Raw genomic sequence first — 18,761 nt, 5'->3', positions numbered from 1 at the left:
GGGGACAGGGCGTTTAGTCGAGTTTGCTCGGTGGCGGCTCCGGCGCATCCACCACTTTGCCGGCGGGTGGCTCTGGTGCGTCGGGCTTGTCGACGGGCTCGACGATGGTCTTGCGCTCATCCTCGGCCGGCACCAGCTTGTATTCCTGGCCGTGGAGGTTTTTCAGGTAGATCTCCATCTGCCGGAACGAGATGTTGATGTGCTGTTTCTTGAACTCACGGTTGATAAAGCGGTTGACCTCGTCGAGCACCGGGTTGCGGTCGCCGAGGTCGCGCACATGCATGCGCAGCTCGTGGTCCAGGGTGCTTTCGCCGAAGTTGAGGAAGTACACATGGGGTTCGGGTTCTTTCAGTACCCGCGGGTTTTCCCGTGCGGCTTTGAGTAACAATTCCTTCACCAGATCCAGATCGGAGCCGTAGTCCACGCCGAGTTTCAAGGTGACGCGAGTGATGGTGTCGGTCAGCGACCAGTTGATCAGTTGCCCGGTAATGAAGGTCTTGTTCGGGACGATGATGTCCTTGTTGTCGAAGTCGGTGATGGTGGTGGCGCGAATGCGGATCTTGCTCACCGTACCTGACAGGTTGCCGATGGTGATGGTATCGCCAATGCGCACCGGGCGTTCGAACAGGATCATGATGCCGGAGATGAAGTTGGCGAAGATCTCCTGCATACCGAAGCCCAGGCCCACCGACAGCGCCGCAACCAGCCATTGCAGCTTGTCCCAGCTCACGCCGAGGGTGGACAGGGTGGTGACAAACCCTACGCCGGCAATGATGTAGGACAGCAAGGTGGTGGTGGCATAGGCGCTGCCCTGGGCCAGGTCCAGCTTGGACAGCACCAGCACTTCCAGCAGGCCGGGCAGGTTGCGCGCCAGGGCGAAGGTGATGCCGATGATGATCGACGCGCCGAGCAGGTCGCCGATACTGATGGGCACCATGCTGATATTGGTACCCGTACCGCTGGTGTATTCGTACAGGGTGACGTTATCCAGGTACGAAAACACCGAGATCAGGTCCGACCACACCCAGTACAGCGCCGCGATAAAGCCGCCGAGCAAGGCCAGGCGGATCAGGCGCATGGACTGTTCGTTGACCTGTTCGATGTCCAGGGTCGGCTCCTCGATCACCGTTTCGCCATCACCGGCTTCCTTGGCGGCCTGGCGTTTGGCCAGGGCGCGGGCATAGGCCAGGCGCCGGGCGGCCACGCCGAGGCCGCGCACGAAGGTGGCTTCGATCACCAGCCAGAACATCAGCAGGTACAGGGTGTTGATCAGCCGGTCGCTGAGTTTCAGGGCGGTGTAGTAGTAGCCAAAGCACACGGCGATGAACAGCGCGATCGGCAGGGCGGTGAACACCAGCCCGATGGCCTTGCGAAACAGCGAGGCCTTTTCATGGGTGGGGCTGTTGAGCAGCAGGCGACTCAGCAGCCACGCCATCAAGCCATAGCAGGTGAGCACCACGGCAATGCCCAGCACGTCTTCGGCCAGTGCCGCCGGTTGGTGTTCGGCAATCGCCACCACCGCCACCAGGGCCAGTACCACCAGCCCGAGCTTGCGTATCCAGCCCTGGAGGAACTGGACCTGAGGTTTCTCCCAGCGAAAGTGCAGTTCGGCCACGCCGCCCGGCGCAAGGATGCGGTAGGCGGTGTAGAACACCAGCCACGCCTGGGCGATCTGCAGCAGGGCCGAGCCCAGGTTGGCGTTTTGCCCGCGGGCGTCGATCTGCAATGCATAGCCGCACAGCGCCAGGCCCAGAGACACCGGCATTGCCAGCAGGATATTGATCAGGATCGCCTGCGGCGTATGCCACTGGCTGTCGCGCTTGAAGTGACCGATGTCCAGGTGGACCTTGTTCAGGCGCTGATACAACGCCTTGCGCCGCCACAACAGCGCGCCGAGCAACAGCAGCAGCGGCAGGAACAGCAACGGGCGCTGGGTCAGGCCGTCATACAGTTCGCTGACACTGGACGCCCAGGGCAGCGTGGCGACTTGCTTGCTCAGGTGCGCCGGCACGGTTTCCAGCCATTCGGTGTCCAGCGGCTTGTTGCTCGGGATCCAGAACATCTGCTCATCAAGCGTCGCGCGCAGTGTAGTGGCGGTGCTCAGCAGTTGCTTCTGGTTCAGTTGCAGGGTGATCGATTCGTTCAGTAGCGCACTCAGCTCGCGGCTCAGGCGCTCCAGCAGGTCGCTGCGGGTGATCGCCAGTTCCAGCAAGGTGCGACGCAGTTGCGGCGTGACTTCGTCCGGTGGCTGGTTGGCCAGCAGGTTATCCACATAGGCGCTGGGGGAACTGATCAGCTCACGCTGCTGGTTGACCTCGAACTGGTACAGGCGAATGTTGGCGATATCGTCGGCCAGGTCGCGGTCGACGGTAAGGCGCGGCAGGGCCTGTTTTTGCTTATACAGAATCTTGGAAAGCAGCAGGCTGCCCTTGAGCACGTTGATCTGCTCGTCCAGGGCCGAATCGCTCTGGTTGACCGTGTCCAGTTGCTGCTTGGTCTGCAGGTTCTTCTGGGTCAGGTCATTGAGGCGGTCAGTGCTCTTGAGCAGGTAGTCGGACAGCTTCAGGTTGTCGGCGCTTTCCTTGGCAAGGATGCTGCTGCCCCCGGCTTTCTGGGCTTCGATGGACTGTTGCGTCACCGTCTGCTGGGACTGGGCCAGGCGTTTCTGGTTGATCAGGGTTTGCAGGTCCTGGATTTCCTGCTCCAGGCGCGCGGTTTTTTCCTGGATCAGGTCGTGCTGGCTGTTGCCCAGGTCTTGCAACTGGCTGTTGCCGGCCAACTCCTGGCGGCGCAGGGGGATCAGCGCATTCAGGGCTGCCAGTTCAGCGTTCAGCTGGTTGCGCTGGTCGCCGCTGAGGGCTTTGCCGTTGTCTTTGCCCAGCTTGAGCGTGGCGTTGATCTGCTGGATGCGCGTCTGGCTGCTGCTGATTTCGGTCTGGGCGCGCTCGGGGCGGGTCTGGGCGGCGATGGTCAAGCTGTTGGCGTCGGCCAGCTCTTTTTGCAGGTCGCCTTGCTGGGTGCTGCGTTGCACCAGCAATTGCTCAAGCTGCGGCACGGGCAGCGAGGCGTAGCGTTGGGCTACGGGGATGATTTTGGTGGCCTTGAGCCGGGCCAGCTCGCGCTGGTTGTCGGCGGTCTGGCGTGGGGCCTCTTCCAGCTGGCGCTTGAGATCGGCCAGGCGCTGCTCGTAATCCTGCTGGTTCGCCAGGTACGTCAGGGTCTGCTGCAGGATGCCCTGCAACGCCTTCATGTCAGCGTCGGGCAGCTTGCGGTCGGGCAGTTTATCCAGGGTTTGCTGGATGGCGTCGGCGCTGGGCGGGTCGGCAGCGTGAACGGCGCCGACGCAAAGGGTCAGGCCCAGCAGGGCAGTGGCGATAAAAGTGCGCAGGGTTGGCATAGAGACCGGTCTTGCAAGGTGAAGAATCGGGGCGTTGTTGCCCCGCAGTTTAGAGGAAGAGTCCGGGGCCCGGGCGACTTCCTTCGGGGAATCTGACGCCGACTTTGCCAATCTTGTTCCCGTCCATGACCGCGACAGTCCAGATGGTGTTGTTCCATTCCACCTGGTCGCCCACCACCGGTGCACCGCCGACCTTCTGGGTGATGAAGCGACTCAGCGGCATGTCCGGGTCGATACCCTCGAGCTTGAGCCCGTACAAGGCCGAAACCGCGCCCAGCTGGGCGTCGCCTTCGAGCACGAAGTCGCCGAAAAAGCGCAAATCGAGGCCCCGTTGCGGTGCCTGGCTGAACAGTTTGCCCAGGGCCGGCAGGTTGTGTTCATGGCCGATCACACAGAGCAAATCATCGACTTCCAGCACGGTACTACCCGACGGATGGAGCAGTTGCTGGCCGCGAAACAGTGCAGCGATGCGCGTGCCTTCGGGCATTTTCAGCTCGCGCAGGGCCGCGCCGATGCACCATTTCTCGGCGCCGAGGCGGTAGACGAACAGCTCCCACTCGCTGGTGACGTGCACTTCCAGGGCTGCGCGGGAAATCGGTGCCGGGTCCGGTGGTACGGTGACTTTGAGCAACTTGGCCACCCACGGCAGACTTGTGCCCTGCACCAGCAGCGACACCAGCACGATAAAGAACGCCAGGTTGAAGTACAGCTGCGCATGGGGCAGGCCAGCCATCAGCGGGAACACCGCGAGGATGATCGGCACCGCGCCGCGCAGGCCGACCCAGGCGATAAAGGCCTTTTCGCGACCGTGGAATGCCTTGAACGGCAGCAGGCCAACCATCACCGAAAGAGGCCGCGCAAACAGGATCATCCACAGCGCCAGGCCCAGCGCGGGCAGGGCGATGGGCAGCAGGTCATGGGGCGTGACCAACAGGCCCAGCACCAGGAACATGCCGATCTGCGCCAGCCAGGCCATGCCATCGAGCATATGCAAAATGCCATGGCGGCTGCGCACCGGGCGGTTGCCAATCACCAGGCCGCACAGGTACACGGCCAGGAAGCCGCTGCCGTGCAGGGCGTTGGTCAGGGCGAAAACGAACAGGCCGCCGGCGATTACCAGAATCGGGTACAGGCCGTTGGCCAGGTTGATGCGGTTGACCAGCTGCAGCATCAGCCAGCCGCCGCCCAGGCCCACCAGGCCACCGATGCCGAATTCGCGAATCAGATGAGTCAACAGGCTCCAGTGCAGGCCGGTCTGGCCGCTGGCGAGCATGTCGATCAGGGTGACGGTAAGGAACACCGCCATCGGGTCGTTGCTGCCGGATTCGATTTCCAGGCTGGCGCTGACCCGTTCGTTGAGGCCCTTGCCGCCCAGCAGCGAGAACACCGCTGCAGCGTCCGTGGAGCCGACGATGGCGCCGATCAGCAAGCCCTGGATGATATTGAGGTCGAACAGCCAGGCCGCCGCCATGCCGGTGAGGCCGGTGGTAATCAACACCCCCACCGTGGCCAGGGACAAGGCCGGCCACAGCGCCACGCGGAAACTCGCCACCCGTGTGCGCAAGCCGCCGTCGAGCAGGATCACGGCCAGGGCGAGGTTGCCCACCAGGTAGGCAGTCGGGTAGTTATCGAAAATGATACCGCCGCCATCGACACCGGCGGTCATGCCCACGGCCAGGATGATCACCAGGATCGGGATGCCCAGGCGGGACGAAAGGGAACTCACCAGAATGCTCGCACTTACCAGCAACGCGCCGATCAAGAACAGGCTGTTGATGGTCGTCGCATTCAAAGGCAGTACTCCAGAGCAGGGAAGACGGGGCGCAAACTGACCATGCAGTCTGCGTGCCAGCGATTCTAACCTGTTGAATTGCTGCGCTGTCAAAAAGCTTTTTCTGAATTTTTGCAGAAGCAAATGTGGGAGGGGGCTTGCCCCCGATAGCGGTGGGTCAGCCGCAGATAAGTTGACTGATATACCGCAATCGGGAGCAAGCCCCCTCCCACATTTTCAAGTGCCGTCAATTAGAGACGGAAGCGGCCTACCATCCCATTCAGATCCACCGCCAGGCGCGACAGTTCGTTGCTCGCGGCGCTGGTCTGGCTGGCACCCGTAGCGGATTGCACCGACAGGTCGCGAATATTCACCAGATTACGGTCCACTTCCCGCGCCACCTGGGCCTGTTCTTCCGCCGCGCTGGCGATCACCAGGTTGCGCTCGTTGATCTCGACAATTGCGGTGTTGATGGTGTCCAGCGACATGCCCGCGCCCTTGGCGATGTTCAGCGTCGACTCGGCCCGCTCGGTGCTGTTTCGCATCGAATCCACTGCGTGCTCAGTACCCGTCTGGATACTGCCGATCATGCGCTCGATCTCGCTGGTGGACTGTTGCGTGCGATGGGCCAGCGCTCGCACCTCGTCGGCCACTACGGCGAAACCACGTCCGGCTTCCCCGGCGCGTGCGGCTTCAATCGCCGCGTTCAGGGCCAGCAGGTTGGTCTGGTCGGCCAGGCCGCGAATCACGTCCAGCACCTTGCCGATATCCCGCGATTCATTGGCCAGGTCGCCAATCAGGGAGGCGGTGGCCTGCACGTCAGCGCTCATGCGTTCGATGGCGCTGACGGTTTCCTGCACCAGGTCCCGACCATCACCGGCAGAGGTGGTGGCGTTGCGCGAAGCTTCGGAAGTGCTGACCGCATTGCGTGCGACTTCTTCAACGGCGCTGGTCATCTCGTTGACGGCGGTGGCGGCTTGTTCGATTTCGTTGTTTTGCTGGGTCAGGCCACGGGCGCTTTCGTCGGTGACGGCGTTCAGCTCTTCGGCGGCAGACGCCAACTGAGTGGCGGAGCCGGCGATGCGTTGCAGGGTATCGCGCAGTTTGTTTTGCATCTTGGCCATGGCGGCGAGCAGGCGGCCGGCTTCGTCGTTGCCGTCTACGGTGATCGGGCGCGTCAGGTTACCTTCGGCCACTTCTTCGGCGGCTTCAAGGGCACGGGCGATGGGCAGGGTGATGCTGCGGGTCAGCAACCAGGCGAACAACACGGTCAGCGCCGTGGCAACCACCAGCAGGCCCACCACCAGGTCGAAGGCCATGTCGTATTGGTCTTTGGCTTGCTGGTTGGTGGCGTTGGCGTCGTCGTTATTGATATCCAGCAAGCGGGTCAATACGGCGTTGACTTGCTCGGAGTTGCTCAGCAACTCGGTGTTCAGCAAGTTGCGCAGCTCGTCGACCTGATTGGCGCGTGACAGGCTCTTCATGCGCTCTTCAATCTGGTGGTACTGGCCCAGCAGGCGCACGTATTCGTCGTAGGCGTTGCGCTCTTGAGTGCTGGTGATCAATTTTTCGTAGATGCCCTGGGCCGTGCGAATCTGCTGATTGCGCAACTCGAAGGCTTCCAAAGTCTTTTGCTGTACATCCGGCTCGCGGTTGGTCAGCAAGCGATACGACAGCACGCGCAGGCGCAGGGTCAGTTGGGTGAATTCGTCGAGGGCACGAATGCTTGGCACGCTGGCTGAGGTGATGTCTTCGGTGGCTGCGCGAATCTTGCTCATCTGGTTCAGGGCGAACACACCCAGCAACAACATCAGGGCGCCAATAAACGCGAAGCCGAGGAAGGCCCTCGGGGCGATATTCATATTACGAAGAGACATGCTGGAATCCTGGGGGGAAGCGCGATCCGTGCGGCCATGAGACGAGGTGTGCCTTCGTTATCGGCCCTGCGACTAAAGTCTTAAGGGGCTGCGCGCTTTTGTCGCATCTGACGAAGGGTTGGGGGCATTGGAGGAACCAGATCGGGTAATTGCAGTCACTAAGGCTCGAAAGTGCGGCCCGGCCCCGATAAATCGGGCTGCACGCCGGGGATATCCCTGGCATCCGAGGTGAATTTTCTTTATCGTCACCGCCCTTTTAAAAGCCCGGGAAATCAAAATGTTAGAAGCATCTCTCAGCCAATTGGAACAACTGGTCAGCGACCTGGTACAGCAGAATCAAGAGCTGCTGGGCAGCAACGAATCCCTCAAGGCCGAACTGGCTCGCGCCAAGGATGAAAACGACAGCCTGCAACTGAACCTGATGGAGCAGGAAGAAAAGCACGGCGCCACCGCCGCCCGCATCCAGGCCCTGGTTGAGCGTGTGAGTGCAGGGCCTGTCAGCGCATGAATGAGGGGATAAAGGTCGTTTCGATTCTCGGAGAGGATTACTCGATCAAGGCACCGGCCGGCGAAGATCAGACCCTGATGCATGCCGTGACCATGCTCAAGGCTTCCCTGGCGGTTACCAAGAAAAAGTACCCGACCCTGATCGGTGACAAATTATTGGTACTGGCCGCGCTGAACCTGTGCGCCGAGCAGATCGAAATGCAACAGGCTCACCAGCAGGAACTCGACCGTTACCAAGAGCAAGTCAGCGCCACGGTCGAGGTGATTGCCAAGGCGATCCAGCCTTAGAACCACTCATCCTGCATCCCCAGGCACGTATCGTCGCGTGCCTCCAGAATTGCCAGTTCGTGATGGCAGCTCGGTACTTCCCAGGTCAGGAAGTACCGGGCGGCCTGGAGCTTGCCCTTGTAGAAGGCCGCATCGGCCGCGTCACCCTTGGCCAGCCCTTCTTCAGCGCGGATCGCCTGTTCCAGCCAGCGCCAGCCGATCACCGTATGCCCGAATACTTTCAAGTACAGCGCCGAGTTCGCCAGGCTGCTGTTGACCTTGCCCTGGGCGAGATCGGTCAGCAGGCCAATGGTGACGCCTTGCAGTCGATTGACCAGTTGCTCCAGCGGCTCTCGCAGTGCCGTAAGTGACGGGTACTTCTGCGCACGGGCTCCGGTTTCGGCAATCAGGCGAATCAATTGCTTCAAGCCGGCGCCGCCGTTCTGCGCCAATTTGCGCCCAAGCAAGTCCAGAGACTGGATGCCGTGGGTGCCTTCATGGATCGGGTTCAAGCGGTTGTCGCGGTAGTACTGCTCCACCGGGTATTCGCGGGTGTAGCCGTGGCCGCCGAGAATCTGGATCGCCAGTTCGTTGGCCTTGAGGCAAAACTCCGACGGCCAGGATTTGACGATGGGGGTGAGCAGGTCCAGCAGTTCGTGGGCGTGCTTGCGCTCGGTGTCGGTTGCCAGGGTGGTGGTGTCGTCAAACAGTCGGGCTGAGTAAAGGCCCAGGTCAAAGGCGCCTTCCACATAGGCTTTCTGGGTCAGCAACATGCGCTTGATGTCGGCGTGCTGAATGATCGCCACTGGTGCGGTGCCTGGGTCTTTGCTATCGGGCAGGCGACCCTGGGGCCGTTCGCGGGCGTAGTCCAGCGAGTAGAGGTAGCCGGCGTAACCAAGCATCACCGCGCCCATGCCCACGCCAATGCGTGCTTCATTCATCATCTGGAACATGCAGCTCAGGCCCTGGTGCGGTTTGCCCACCAAGTAGCCGACGCAGTTGCCGTTATCGCCGAAGTTGAGCGCCGTGGACGTGGTGCCGCGCCAGCCCATCTTGTGAAACAGCCCGGCCAGCAACACATCGTTGCGTTCGCCCAGGCTGCCGTCATCGTTGACCAGCAACTTGGGCACGATAAACAGCGAAATGCCCTTCACGCCCGCGGGTGCGTCCGGCAATTTGGCCAGCACCATATGCACGATGTTTTCCGACAGCGAGTGGTCGCCACCGGAGATGAAGATCTTGTTGCCTTTGAGGCGATAACTGCCGTCAGCCGCCGGTTCTGCGCGGGTACGAATATCTGACAGCGAGGAGCCGGCGTGGGGCTCGGTCAGGGCCATTGTGCCGAAGAAGCGCCCGTCGATCATCGGTTGCAGGAAGCGCTGTTTCTGCTCCTCGGTGCCGAAGCTTTCGATCAGATTGGCGGCGCCCATGGTCAGGAACGGGTAGGAGGTCGATGCGGCGTTGGCCGCTTGAAAGTGGGCGAAGCAGGCTTGGGACAGCAAGGTCGGCAGTTGCATGCCGCCTGCTTCGAAACTGCGGGCTGCGTTGAGGAAACCGGCCTCCAGGAAGGCGTCTACGGCGGGTTTGACTTCCGGGATCAGGATCGCTTGGCCGTTCTCATAACGCGGTTCGTTTTCGTCGTTCTTGCGGTTGTGGGGGGCGAAGTACTTTTCGGCGATGCTGCGCGCCGTGCTGATCGCAGCGTCGAAGGTTTCGCGGTTGTGTTCGGCAAACCGCTCACGCTGGGTCAGGCCCTCGGCATCGAGGACTTCGTACAGCTCGAAAGCCAGATTGCGGGAACTGAGCAGCGTCTCGGACATGGCGGATTACCTTTGAAGGAATTGGCCTGAGTCTAAGCGCGTGAATAAAGGCTGGATAGCAAGATTGATCTGGGTGATGGAAGGGCAAAACGCAGGCAGGGAATTGAAATGCAGTCAATGTGGGAGGGGGCTTGCTCCCGATAGCAGTGTGTCAGTGTCCAATGTGCTGACTGACACTCCGCTATCGGGAGCAAGCCCCCTCCCACAGGTTTTAACCTATAGTCATCAGGCTGGCGTTACCGCCTGCCGCTGCGGTGTTGACGCTCAACGCCCGCTCGATCACCAATCGCTCCAAGGCAATGGCCGTCTCACCCTGAGACATCCCATGCACCCCAACAATCGCCCCACCGCGCTGCGCCACTTGCTGGCACACCGCACGCAATTGGTCGGAATCACCGTGATGCAGCACGGCGTCAAACACTACGTCGTCCTTGGTCCAGTCGGCCACGCGCTTGATCTTCGCCTGAATGTCTCGCGGCAGGCGTGGGAACAGAGCCTTGGTCAGCTCGGTTTCCGGCCATACCGCCGAACCGCCGACGGCCAGCACTGCCGCCAGTTGGGTCAGCAGATCACCTTCCACTTCAGCCAGGCACAGCACGTGTTCACGCGGCAGGATTGCGTAGCTGTTGCGCTCACCGGTCGGGCCGGCCAGTTGCCGTGTGACACCGCTTTGCGACTGCGCCGCGAATTGCGTGCACAGCGCGCTCAGCTCACTGAACTTATGGCTGTCGGCCCAGGTTTTCAGGGCGGTCAGCGGTTGGCTCATGGCGTCGCGCAGGCGTACGTCGGGTGCAGTCAATGCGTCGCCACGTACGAAGGATTGCTCGATCGCGTCGGTAGGACGAGTCGACAGCAGGCGGTACAGATACAACGGGCCGCCGGCTTTCGGGCCAGTGCCCGACAGGCCTTCGCCGCCGAACGGCTGCACGCCGACCACGGCACCCACGATGTTGCGGTTGACGTAGACGTTACCGGCGTTGACGTTGTCGATCACCTTGGCGATGGTCTCGTCGATGCGGGTATGCACGCCCAGGGTCAGACCGTAGCCCGACGCATTGATCTGGCCTATCAACTGGTCGATCTCTTTGCGCTTGTAGCGCACCACGTGCAGTACCGGGCCGAAAATCTCACGTTGCAATTCGTCGAAGCTTTCCAGCTCGATCAGGGTTGGCATCACAAAGGTGCCGCGCTTGATCTCTTCGCCATCGGCAATTGCAACCTGATAAACGTTGCGGCCTTTGTCGCGCATGGCCTGGATGTGCTTCTCGATGCCGGCCTTGGCTTCGGCGTCGATCACCGGGCCGATATCCACCGACAGGCGTTCCGGGTTGCCCAGACGGCATTCAGCCATGGCGCCCTTGAGCATTTCGATCACGCGGTCTGCCGAATCTTCCTGCAGGCACAGTACACGCAGGGCCGAGCAGCGTTGGCCGGCGCTGTCGAAGGCCGACGACACCACGTCGATCACCACCTGTTCGGTGAGCGCCGACGAATCAACGATCATCGCGTTCTGGCCACCGGTTTCGGCGATCAGCGGGATCGGGCGACCCTGGGCATCCAGGCGCCCGGCGACATTGCGTTGCAACAAGCGAGCAACTTCGGTGGAACCAGTGAACATCACGCCTTTGACGCGATCATCACCCACCAGTCGGGCACCGACGCTTTCGCCTTGGCCGGGTAGCAGTTGCAGCACGCCCTCGGGAATGCCGGCTTCGAGCAGGATGCGCACGGCTTGGGCGGCGACCAGCGGGGTCTGTTCGGCAGGCTTGGCCAGTACCGGGTTACCGGCGGCCAATGCCGCAGCCACCTGGCCGCTGAAGATGGCGAGCGGGAAGTTCCACGGGCTGATGCAGACCACCGGGCCCAGTGGGCGATGGGCATCGTTGGTGAAGTCGTTGCGCGCCTGCACCGCGTAGTAACGCAGGAAGTCCACGGCTTCACGCACTTCGGCGATGGCGTTGGCGAAGGTCTTGCCGGCTTCACGGGCCAGCAGGCCCATCAGCGGCTGGATCTCGCCTTCCATCAGGTCGGCGGCACGCTCCAGAATCGCGGCGCGTTCGGCGGGCGGGGTGGCCTGCCAGATCGGCGCGGCGCTGATCGCGCACTGGATCGCGTTGTCGACGTCTTCGACGGTAGCTTCCTGTACGTGGCCGACCACATCCCGCAGGTCGGACGGGTTCAGCACCGGTTGGGCCGCTTCCTGGCTGGAGGCGCAACCGAGCATCGGCGCGGCTTTCCAGTTGTTGTGCGCGGTAGCCAGCAGGGCGCAGGACAGCGACGCCAGACGGTGTTCGTTGGCCAGGTCGATACCGGCCGAGTTGGCGCGGTCGCTGCCATACAGGTCACGCGGCAGCGGAATACGTGGGTGCGGCAAGCCGAAGCCACCTTCCAGCGTAGCCATCTGCTCGATGCTGGCCACTGGATCGGCCACCAGCTCCTGAATCGAGATCGATTGGTCGGCGATGCGGTTGACGAACGAGGTGTTGGCGCCGTTTTCCAACAGGCGGCGTACCAGGTAGGCCAGCAGTGTTTCGTGGGTACCGACCGGCGCGTACACACGGCACGGACGGTTCAGCTTGCCTTCGGAAACCTTGCCCACCACTTGTTCGTACAGCGGTTCACCCATGCCGTGCAGGCATTGGAACTCGTACTGGCCGGGGTAATAGTTCTGACCGGCGATATGGTAGATGGCCGACAAGGTGTGGGCGTTGTGCGTGGCGAACTGCGGGTAGATGGCTTCCGGCACCGACAGCAGTTTGCGTGCGCAGGCAATGTAGGAAACGTCGGTGTACACCTTGCGGGTGTACACCGGGTAGCCTTCCAGGCCCTCGACCTGGGCGCGTTTGATTTCGCTGTCCCAGTACGCGCCTTTTACCAGGCGGATCATCAGGCGATGGCGGCTGCGGCGGGCCAGGTCGATGACGTAGTCGATCACATACGGGCAACGCTTCTGGTAAGCCTGGATCACAAAACCGATACCGTTCCAGCCGGTCAGTTGCGGCTCGAAACACAGACGCTCCAGCAGGTCCAGGGACAGTTCCAGGCGGTCGGCTTCTTCGGCGTCGATGTTCAGGCCGATGTCGTATTGCTTGGCCAGCAAGGTCAGCGACAGCAGGCGCGGGTACAGTTCGTCCATCACGCGCTCGTACTGCGCACGGCTATAGCGCGGGTGCAGGGCGGAGAGCTTGATGGAGATGCCCGGGCCTTCATAGATCCCACGGCCATGGGAGGCTTTGCCGATGGAGTGAATGGCTTGTTCATACGAAGCCAGGTACTTCTGGGCATCGTGTTCGGTGAGGGCGGCTTCACCGAGCATGTCGTAGGAGTAGCGGAAGCCCTTGGCTTCGAACTTGCTCGCATTGGCCAGGGCTTCGGCGATGGTTTCGCCGGTGACGAACTGTTCGCCCATCAGGCGCATGGCCATGTCGACGCCTTTGCGGATCATCGGCTCGCCGCTTTTGCCGATGATGCGGCTCAGGGAGGAGGTCAGGCCCGCTTCGTTGTGGGTGGCGACCAGTTTGCCGGTCAGCAACAGGCCCCAGGTGGCGGCGTTAACGAACAGCGACGGGCTGTTGCCCAGGTGCGGCTGCCAGTTGCCGGTGCTGATCTTGTCGCGGATCAGCGCGTCACGGGTGCCTTTGTCCGGGATGCGCAGCAGCGCTTCGGCCAGGCACATCAGCGCCACGCCTTCCTGGGACGACAGGGAGAATTCCTGCAGCAGGCCCTGGACGATACCGGCACGGCCGCCGGCGCTCTTCTGGTTACGCAGTTTCTCGGCAATGGTGGCAGCCAGCTTGTTGGTGGCTTCGGCCATGTCTGCCGGCAGGCGTGCCTGCTCGATCAGCATCGGTACCACTTCCGGTTCCGGGCGACGGTAAGCGGCGGTGATCGATGCGCGCAGTACCGATTGCGGCAGGATGCTTTCAGCGAACTCAAGGAAGCACTGGTGGGCGTGGTCAGCCTGGATCTCGCCCGCGTCTTCGGCGTCCTTGCTGCTCAAGCCATTGAGCTCGGACAGGGTTGCACCACCCTCGAGTTTCTCCAGGTAATTGAAAATTGCCTGCTTGATCAGCCAGTGCGGCGTGCGATCAATGGAGGTCGCGGCGGCTTTCAGGCGCTCGCGGGTTGGGTCGTCGAGTTTGACCCCAAGGGTGGTCGTTGCCATTTTCTTATCCTCATGGGTGCCACTACCGAGTGGCATCTGCTGGCGGCAAGATTAGCTTTGCCCATGCAGAGGTGCAACCGGGTGCAACCCTTTTGTTCAGGAAATTTTCGACGGTTGATCGGAAAAAAATTGGCCTTCGACAAAATCCGCTCGGCATTGGTGCGTTTGCTTCTGAGATCGGCTGTTCTTGCTCCGAAAAGGAGCAAAAACACGGCGTTTGTCCTAAATCACACCTGGGTGCAACTTATTCGCAAGAAACTGGTTGCACCTTATTTGCTTTGTTGAATAGCATTCGCGCACCAAGGTGCAACCACCTCTAAGGTTTGGTTCATCGGCTGGCGGCTTTCCTGGGGAAACGCCAGTCATAAATGCGCGGCTAGCAGGCTCGTCTACTCGGTTATCCACCAGTGGCGATCTGACAGACCGTCGCTACATAAAAACAAAGCCAGGGCGTCACTCATATGAGCGTTAGCAATCCAACCCTGATCACGTTCGTGATCTACATCGCAGCAATGGTGCTGATCGGCTTGATGGCCTATCGCTCCACCAACAACCTTTCCGATTACATCCTCGGCGGTCGCAGCCTCGGTAGCGTGGTGACAGCCTTGTCGGCCGGTGCTTCCGACATGAGCGGCTGGTTGTTGATGGGCCTGCCGGGCGCCATCTACATGTCCGGCCTGTCGGAAAGCTGGATTGCCATCGGCCTGATCGCCGGTGCTTACCTCAACTGGTTGTTCGTGGCTGGCCGCCTGCGGGTGCAGACCGAACACAACGGCGACGCCCTGACCCTGCCGGATTACTTCTCCAGCCGCTTCGAAGATAAAAGCGGCCTGCTGCGGATCATCTCGGCAGTGGTGATCCTGGTGTTCTTCACCATCTATTGCGCCTCCGGCATTGTCGCCGGTGCCCGCCTGTTCGAAAGCACCTTCGGCATGTCCTACGAGACCGCGCTGTGGGCCGGTGCTGCGGCAACGATTGCCTACACCTTTATCGGTGGTTTCCTGGCGGTCAGCTGGACCGACACCGTACAAGCCACGCTGATGATCTTCGCGCTGATCCTGACGCCGATCATCGTGCTGCTGGCCACCGGCGGTGTGGACACCACGTTCCTGGCCATCGAAGCCAAAGACCCGACCAACTTCGACATGCTGAAAAACACCACCTTCATCGGCATCATCTCGCTGATGGGCTGGGGCCTGGGCTACTTCGGCCAGCCGCACATCCTGGCGCGTTTCATGGCGGCCGACTCGGTGAAGTCGATTGCCAACGCACGTCGCATCTCCATGACCTGGATGATCCTGTGCCTGGGCGGCACCGTGGCGGTGGGCTTCTTCGGTATCGCTTACTTCTCGGCGCATCCGGAAGTGGCTGGCCCGGTCACTGAAAACCCTGAGCGAGTGTTTATCGAACTGGCCAAAATCCTGTTCAACCCATGGGTTGCCGGTGTATTGCTGTCGGCGATCCTCGCGGCGGTGATGAGTACCTTGAGCTGCCAGTTGCTGGTGTGCTCCAGCGCCCTGACCGAAGACTTCTACAAGGCGTTCCTGCGTAAAGGCGCTTCCCAGCTTGAGCTGGTTTGGGTCGGTCGGATCATGGTGCTGGTAGTGGCCTTGATCGCCATCGCCATGGCCGCCAACCCGGAAAACCGCGTCCTGGGCCTGGTCAGCTACGCCTGGGCCGGTTTCGGCGCTGCGTTCGGCCCTGTGGTGCTGATCTCGGTGATCTGGAAAAACATGACCCGCAACGGCGCACTGGCCGGCATCCTGGTCGGCGCGATCACCGTGATCGTGTGGAAGCACTTTGAACTGCTGGGTCTGTACGAAATCATCCCAGGCTTCATCTTCGCCAGCCTGGCGATCTACTTCGTGAGCAAGATGGGCGCACCGACGGTTGGTATGGTCGAGCGTTTTGATGCTGCGGAAAAAGACTACAACCTCAACAAATAACTGCGCCGGGCGTTGAGCGCCTGTCCAGTTGAAACAAAAACGGCCCGCGTCCTTTGGATGGCGGGCCGTTTTTGTTTCGGCCAGTTCGCCTGGTTGCCTTCGAGGGTGGCTGGATGAAGGCACAGGTAGGACCTTACTGATTTGCCGGCGATACGCCCGGCCGGGCAAAAAGCTGGTGCAGAATCGGCTGCCACCCTTCGCAGAGAAACACCGGATGTTCGCTCCTGCCAACCAAAGTGCATTTACCCTGGCCCTGGATGGGGCGCCCAGTGACCTCAAGGTGTATGAGTTCAGTGGCTCCGAGGCCATCAACCAGCCTTACCGTTTCGAACTTGAGCTGGTCAGCGAGCAGCCGGATATCGACCTGGAGAGCTTGCTGCATCGTCAGGTATACCTGGGTTTCGATGACCGCGGCCATGGTGTGCATGGCCTGGTGTACCGGGTCGCCCAAGGCGATTCCGGACGGCGCCTGACACGCTACCAGCTCAGCCTGGCGCCGCACCTGGCATATCTGGCGCACAGCAGTCATCAGCGGATTTTCCAGCATCAGACGGTGCCGCAGATCGTTGCGCAGGTGTTGGCGGGGCAGGGCATCCACAGTGACAGCTTTGAGTTCCGGCTGAGCGGTCAATACCCTGAGCGCGAGTATTGCGTGCAATTCGGTGAGACGGATCTGGCGTTCATCCAACGCCTGTGTGCCGAAGTCGGCATTCACTATCACTTTCAGCATTGCCCCGATGCTCATTTGCTGGTGTTTGGCGATGACCAGACGGTATTTGCCCAGGTCGATCAGCCCACGCCGTACCGGCCTGGGTCGGGCATGGTTGCCCAGGCGCCGGCTATCAAGCGTTTCACACTGCAATTGGCAACCCGCACCACGGCGGTCAATCTGCGCGATTACGATTTTTGCAAACCGCACCTCGAGCTGCAAAGCACGGCGGCCGACGCGCAGTTGCCCAAGCTTGAGGCGCAGCAGTTCCCCGGCTATTTTTCCGACCGGGCCCATGGCAAATACCTCGCCCAGCGTAGCCTGGAGCGGCACCGCAGCGACTACCGCATCGCCCAGGGGCAAAGCGACGAACCGGCCTTGGCCGGCGGCAGGTTCCTGCAATTGAGGGAGCACCCGCGCGAGGAGTGGAATGACTTATGGCTGGTCACCCAAGTCACCCACGAAGGCAAACAGCCCCAGGTGCTGGAGGAAGCGGTCACCGAGGTGGTTGGCGGGGCGTTTCGTCAGGGGTATGGCAACACCTTTGTTGCCACGCCGTGGGATGCAATCTTTCGCCCGCCCTTGGCTGAGCAGCCGCGCCCGACGATATCGGGTTACCAAAGCGCAGTGGTCACTGGCCCGGTTGGCAGTGAGATCCATTGCGACGAATACGGACGGGTAAAGGTGCAGATGGCGTGGGATCGCATCGGCGAGCACAACGATCATTCCAGTTGCTGGCTGCGGGTGGCCAGCGGCTGGGCCCATGACCGCTATGGTGTGGTGCTGATACCCAGGGTCGGCATGGAGGTGCTGGTGGGCTTCGTCAATGGTGATTTGGATATGCCGCTGGTGGTGGGGTGCCTGCCTAATGCCGCCACGCCGATGCCCCTCGACCTGCCGGCGGACAAGACCCGCAGTATCCTGCGTAGCCAGAGCAGCCCGGGCGGTGGAGGCTACAACGAACTGCGCATCGAAGACCGTAAGGGGGCCGAGGAAATCTACCTGCGCGCCCAGCGGGACTGGACCCAGCATGTGCTCAATGACCAACAGGTGCAGGTCGATAACCAGCGTCGTGTGCGGGTGGGCGGCGAGTCGCACCATGAGTTGCAGGGTGAAGAGCGGCGCATCACCCATGGCAACCGCCTCACTGAACTCAAGCAGGATGATCATCTGGCGGTCGGCGGTTCGCAGTACATGCGTGCCGGGCAGACCATTCAATTGGGCGCTGGGCAAAGCATCGTCATTGATGCGGGGGCCAGCGTGACGATTCAAGCGGGCGGGCAGTCGATCACGCTGTCGGCGGGCGGGATATTCAGCAGTGTGCCAATCCAGCCAGGCGGCGCGCCTGTTCCGGCGGCGCCGCCGTTAATGCCGGGGGTGAAGGAAACATTGTTGGCCGTTATTCCCGCGCCGCTAAGCCCTGCGCAAGTGGCCAGCCTCAAGCGCAGTGCGCCGTTTTGCGAAGAGTGTGAGCGCTGCAAAAACGGGCAGTGCGATATCAGCGCCCACGCACGGAGTTTCCCCTGATGGCCTCACCCTTGACGCCCCGCGCCTGGCTGGCCCAAAAACCGTTGCAGCCTGATGAGCAGCTATACGTCGTCATGGGCAACACCAGCGAGGCCAAGCCGTTTGCAGCCTGGCAAACCATGGCGGTCGCACCACCGCCGCAACCGGTGTGGGCGGGCACGCCCTATGCCGATTGGAATGAGGTGATGCCTTATGTTGGCATTGTCGAGCCTGGCAGTGCTTTTCTCGACTGGGTAGCCACCACCCAGGCCGTGGACTGGGGCTGGCTGGCGGTGTCTTCGTGCTCGTTGGAGGTTGTGATCGATCACTTGAAGGGTTTGACCCAGGTGTACCTGCCTGAAGACCAGCCGGTATTTTTGCGCTTCTGGGATGGCGCGCAGTTTTTGCCGATGTTGCAGCAGTTGGGTGACGATGCCGCAACTGTGCTGCCCGTATTCCAGCGTTACTTAATCAATGGACAGTCGTTGGCAGTCTCGCCCCGCCAGGTGGCTGCGGCCAAACCCAGCCCTTGGTGGCGAGTGCCGGCGCCATTGTTGGCAAGCCTGGCGCAACACTCGCCCCAGGTGCTGATCGACAACCTGTTGCAATGGCTCCAGGAGCAGCGTCCCGACTTATACACTGCGTTTACACTCACGATCCTGCAGCACAAGGTCGCCTACTTCGCACGCAGGCCGGATATCAGCCATGCCGAGGTGGCGGACTACCTTGGCGTACAACTGAGTTAAACCCATGAGGCTCGCGTGATATCCGTACCGCCCGCCATGCGGCCCTGCAC

General features: G+C 61.5%; 10 protein-coding genes. 5 read left to right on the top strand and 5 right to left on the bottom strand.

Going from position 1 to position 18,761, the window contains the following annotated elements; all coding sequences use genetic code 11:
• Positions 1-13: 13 nt before the first annotated feature.
• The 3 genes from mscK to J1G33_RS09115 form a co-directional block, all read right to left on the bottom strand.
• Positions 14-3,397: a mechanosensitive channel MscK gene (mscK, locus tag J1G33_RS09125; RefSeq protein WP_103733925.1), complete on the bottom strand. Its 3,384-nt coding sequence runs from the start codon at positions 3,395-3,397 to the stop codon at positions 14-16.
• Between the two features lie 49 nt (positions 3,398-3,446).
• Positions 3,447-5,189 carry a potassium/proton antiporter gene (locus J1G33_RS09120; RefSeq protein WP_005784108.1) on the bottom strand — a complete coding sequence of 581 codons (1,743 nt, stop codon included), beginning with the start codon at positions 5,187-5,189 and terminating at the stop codon, positions 3,447-3,449.
• Positions 5,190-5,419: 230 nt separating this feature from the next.
• Complete coding sequence (locus tag J1G33_RS09115; protein WP_216090638.1) at positions 5,420-7,045, bottom strand: methyl-accepting chemotaxis protein; 1,626 nt, start codon at positions 7,043-7,045, stop codon at positions 5,420-5,422.
• A gap of 277 nt (positions 7,046-7,322) precedes the next feature.
• Here J1G33_RS09115 and J1G33_RS09110 point away from each other — a divergent pair, with 277 nt between their 5' ends.
• Together J1G33_RS09110 and J1G33_RS09105 are read left to right on the top strand one after the other, a co-directional pair.
• The gene (locus J1G33_RS09110) at positions 7,323-7,553 is read left to right on the top strand and encodes a hypothetical protein (RefSeq protein ID WP_003187970.1); all 231 of its coding nucleotides are present in this window, start codon (positions 7,323-7,325) and stop codon (positions 7,551-7,553) included.
• A complete protein-coding gene (locus J1G33_RS09105; RefSeq protein WP_032878275.1) occupies positions 7,550-7,840 on the top strand; it encodes a cell division protein ZapA in 291 nt (96 codons plus the stop codon). The genes J1G33_RS09110 and J1G33_RS09105 overlap by 4 nt, the downstream gene beginning before the upstream one ends.
• Here J1G33_RS09105 and J1G33_RS09100 read toward each other — a convergent pair.
• Positions 7,837-9,639 (bottom strand): acyl-CoA dehydrogenase, encoded by a 1,803-nt coding sequence (locus tag J1G33_RS09100; RefSeq protein ID WP_223017960.1) that lies wholly within the window; start codon positions 9,637-9,639, stop codon positions 7,837-7,839. The two genes, J1G33_RS09105 and J1G33_RS09100, sit on opposite strands and share 4 nt — an antisense overlap.
• A gap of 211 nt (positions 9,640-9,850) precedes the next feature.
• Positions 9,851-13,804 carry a trifunctional transcriptional regulator/proline dehydrogenase/L-glutamate gamma-semialdehyde dehydrogenase gene (putA, locus tag J1G33_RS09095; RefSeq protein ID WP_032878273.1) on the bottom strand — a complete coding sequence of 1,318 codons (3,954 nt, stop codon included), beginning with the start codon at positions 13,802-13,804 and terminating at the stop codon, positions 9,851-9,853.
• A gap of 461 nt (positions 13,805-14,265) precedes the next feature.
• Here putA and putP point away from each other — a divergent pair, with 461 nt between their 5' ends.
• From putP to J1G33_RS09080, 3 genes are all read left to right on the top strand, one after another.
• Positions 14,266-15,750, top strand: coding sequence for a sodium/proline symporter PutP (gene putP, locus J1G33_RS09090; RefSeq protein ID WP_005784119.1), 1,485 nt, complete (start codon positions 14,266-14,268; stop codon positions 15,748-15,750).
• A gap of 214 nt (positions 15,751-15,964) precedes the next feature.
• Positions 15,965-17,986, top strand: coding sequence for a type VI secretion system tip protein TssI/VgrG (tssI, locus tag J1G33_RS09085; protein WP_032878272.1), 2,022 nt, complete (start codon positions 15,965-15,967; stop codon positions 17,984-17,986).
• Positions 17,986-18,711, top strand: a complete 726-nt coding sequence (locus tag J1G33_RS09080) for a DUF4123 domain-containing protein (RefSeq protein ID WP_223017959.1) — start codon at positions 17,986-17,988, stop codon at positions 18,709-18,711. The genes tssI and J1G33_RS09080 overlap by 1 nt, the downstream gene beginning before the upstream one ends.
• Positions 18,712-18,761: the final 50 nt, after the last annotated feature.

Source organism: Pseudomonas sp. P867 (assembly GCF_019891455.1).
Taxonomy (GTDB): Bacteria; Pseudomonadota; Gammaproteobacteria; order Pseudomonadales; family Pseudomonadaceae; genus Aquipseudomonas; species Aquipseudomonas synxantha_A.
This window is presented reverse-complemented; position numbering and strand designations above follow the sequence as displayed.

Excerpts from the sequence above, each read along its gene's own strand:
- J1G33_RS09100 (WP_223017960.1), bottom strand. The coding sequence starts at position 9,639 with ATGTCCGAGACGCTGCTCAGTTCCCGCAATCTGGCTTTCGAGCTGTAC.
- J1G33_RS09115 (WP_216090638.1), bottom strand. The coding sequence starts at position 7,045 with ATGTCTCTTCGTAATATGAATATCGCCCCGAGGGCCTTCCTCGGCTTC.
- tssI (WP_032878272.1), top strand. The coding sequence starts at position 15,965 with ATGTTCGCTCCTGCCAACCAAAGTGCATTTACCCTGGCCCTGGATGGG.
- putP (WP_005784119.1), top strand. The coding sequence starts at position 14,266 with ATGAGCGTTAGCAATCCAACCCTGATCACGTTCGTGATCTACATCGCA.
- J1G33_RS09080 (WP_223017959.1), top strand. The coding sequence starts at position 17,986 with ATGGCCTCACCCTTGACGCCCCGCGCCTGGCTGGCCCAAAAACCGTTG.
- J1G33_RS09105 (WP_032878275.1), top strand. The coding sequence starts at position 7,550 with ATGAATGAGGGGATAAAGGTCGTTTCGATTCTCGGAGAGGATTACTCG.
- J1G33_RS09110 (WP_003187970.1), top strand. The coding sequence starts at position 7,323 with ATGTTAGAAGCATCTCTCAGCCAATTGGAACAACTGGTCAGCGACCTG.
- putA (WP_032878273.1), bottom strand. The coding sequence starts at position 13,804 with ATGGCAACGACCACCCTTGGGGTCAAACTCGACGACCCAACCCGCGAG.
- mscK (WP_103733925.1), bottom strand. The coding sequence starts at position 3,397 with ATGCCAACCCTGCGCACTTTTATCGCCACTGCCCTGCTGGGCCTGACC.